This is a genomic window from Niveispirillum sp. KHB5.9 (genome assembly GCF_048066115.1).
Classification (GTDB): domain Bacteria; phylum Pseudomonadota; class Alphaproteobacteria; order Azospirillales; family Azospirillaceae; genus Niveispirillum.
On the sequence record NZ_JBLTYX010000049.1, the window covers coordinates 2,501 to 5,303 of the forward strand.

General features: G+C 56.4%; 2 rRNA genes (1 of these 2 only partly in view). Both read left to right on the forward strand.

The annotated features are described in order from the left end of the window. Nucleotides 1-2,533: ribosomal RNA gene (locus ACM9HJ_RS30765) — 23S ribosomal RNA — on the forward strand (it extends 214 nt beyond the left edge of the window). A 127-nt stretch (nucleotides 2,534-2,660) separates the two neighbouring features. Continuing rightward, nucleotides 2,661-2,775 (forward strand): 5S ribosomal RNA (gene rrf, locus ACM9HJ_RS30770). Nucleotides 2,776-2,803 lie beyond the last annotated feature (28 nt).

The window sequence follows — 2,803 nt, forward strand, 5'->3', positions numbered from 1 at the left end:
GGACATCAACCGAGACTCCGCTAGTAGTGGCGAGCGAACGCGGACCAGGCCAGTGGTCAATTCTACATAACCGGAACCGTCTGGAAAGTCGGGCCAAAGCGGGTGACAGCCCCGTACGGGTAAATCGGAATTGATCCTCGAGTAGGGCGGGACACGTGAAATCCTGTCTGAACATGGGGGGACCACCCTCCAAGCCTAAGTACTCCTCAGTGACCGATAGTGAACCAGTACCGTGAGGGAAAGGTGAAAAGCACCCCGACGAGGGGAGTGAAAGAGCACCTGAAACCGGATGCCTACAAACAGTCGGAGCCTCCTTGTGGGGTGACGGCGTACCTTTTGTATAATGGGTCAGCGACTTACAGTCGGCAGCGAGCTTAAGGCGATAGCTGGAGGCGTAGCGAAAGCGAGTCTGAATAGGGCGCGTTTAGTTGCCGGTTGTAGACCCGAAACCTGATGATCTAGCCATGGCCAGGTTGAAGGTGCAGTAACATGCACTGGAGGACCGAACTCACGCCTGTTGAAAAAGTCGGAGATGAGCTGTGGCTAGGGGTGAAAGGCCAATCAAATCAGGAAATAGCTGGTTCTCCGCGAAAGCTATTTAGGTAGCGCGTCGGATGGTTACCGCCGGGGGTAGAGCACTGGATGGGCTAGGGGGGCGCAAGCCTTACCAAACCTAACCAAACTCCGAATACCGGTGAGTATAGTCCGGCAGGCAGACAGTCGGTGCTAAGGTCGATTGTCAAGAGGGAAAGAGCCCAGACCGCCAGCTAAGGTCCCCAAGTGGTGGCTAAGTGGGAAAGGATGTGGGAAGGCCATGACAACCAGGAGGTTGGCTTAGAAGCAGCCATCCTTTAAAGAAAGCGTAATAGCTCACTGGTCTAGATAAGCCGGCCTGCGCCGAAAATGTAACGGGGCTTAAGCCACCCACCGAAGCTGCGGGTTCGTGCTTGCACGAGCGGTAGCGGAGCGTTGCCTAGGCCGTTGAAGGTGTGTCGCGAGGCATGCTGGAGGTATGGCAAGTGAGAATGCTGACATGAGTAGCGACAAAGAGTGTGAGAAACACTCTCGCCGAAAGTCCAAGGGTTCCTGCGCAAGGTTAATCCACGCAGGGTGAGCCGGCCCCTAAGGCGAGGCCGAAAGGCGTAGTCGATGGGAACCACGTTAATATTCGTGGGCCAGCGGGTGAGTGACGGATCTGAAAACCGGTGTGCCCTTATCGGATTGGGTGCGCCGCAGACAGGTTCCAGGAAATAGCCCCCGCGTTAGACCGTACCCGAAACCGACACAGGTGGACAGGTAGAGTATACCAAGGCGCTTGAGAGAACGGTGTTGAAGGAACTCGGCAAATTACTCGCGTAACTTCGGGATAAGCGAGCCCCGTTTCTGGGCAACCAGGGGCGGGGGACACAAACCAGGGGGTAGCGACTGTTTACCAAAAACACAGGGCTCTGCGAAGCCACACAAGGCGACGTATAGGGTCTGACGCCTGCCCGGTGCCGGAAGGTTAAAAGGAGGTGTGCAAGCACTGAATTGAAGCCCCGGTAAACGGCGGCCGTAACTATAACGGTCCTAAGGTAGCGAAATTCCTTGTCGGGTAAGTTCCGACCTGCACGAATGGCGTAACGACTTCCCCACTGTCTCCAACACCGACTCAGCGAAATTGAATTCCCCGTGAAGATGCGGGGTTCCCGCGGTCAGACGGAAAGACCCTATGAACCTTTACTGCAACTTTGCAGTGGCGTTAGGAATGGCATGTGTAGGATAGGTGGGAGGCTTTGAAGCATGGGCGCCAGCTCGTGTGGAGCCGTCCTTGAAATACCACCCTTGCAATTCTTGACGTCTAACCGAGCCCCCTGAACCGGGGGCCGGGACCCTGCATGGTGGGCAGTTTGACTGGGGCGGTCGCCTCCCAAATGGTAACGGAGGCGCGCGAAGGTGGGCTCAGGGCGGTCGGAAATCGCCCGGCGAGTGCAATGGCATAAGCCCGCCTGACTGCGAGACAGACAAGTCGAGCAGAGACGAAAGTCGGCCATAGTGATCCGGTGGTCCCGTGTGGAAGGGCCATCGCTCAACGGATAAAAGGTACTCTAGGGATAACAGGCTGATCTCCCCCAAGAGTCCATATCGACGGGGAGGTTTGGCACCTCGATGTCGGCTCATCACATCCTGGGGCTGGAGCAGGTCCCAAGGGTTCGGCTGTTCGCCGATTAAAGTGGTACGTGAGCTGGGTTCAGAACGTCGTGAGACAGTTCGGTCCCTATCTGCCGTGGGTGTTGGAATGTTGAGAGGATTTGTCCCTAGTACGAGAGGACCGGGATGAACATACCTCTGGTGCACCGGTTGTCACGCCAGTGGCACGGCCGGGTAGCTATGTATGGACGGGATAACCGCTGAAAGCATCTAAGCGGGAAACCCCCCTCAAAACAAACATTCCCTGAAGAGCCGTGGTAGACCACCACGTTGATAGGAGGCGTGTGGAAGCGCAGCAATGCGTGAAGCTTAGCCTTACTAATCGCTCGTCCGGCTTGATCCAATTCCATCCTAAAGATGGTGCCGCTCACGCGCAGCGGCAAACCCACACAACAAGCACAACACTCCAAACAGCACACACAACCCAAACTCTACGTACACTTCACAAAACCAACCCTGTTACGCGCCGACCTGGTGGTCATAGCGAGGAACCCCCACCCGATCCCATCCCGAACTCGGCCGTGAAAATCCTCTGCGCCAATGGTACTTCGTCTCAAGACGCGGGAGAGTAGGTCGCCGCCAGGTCCGCTCGTAACAGGCACGATACAAAACC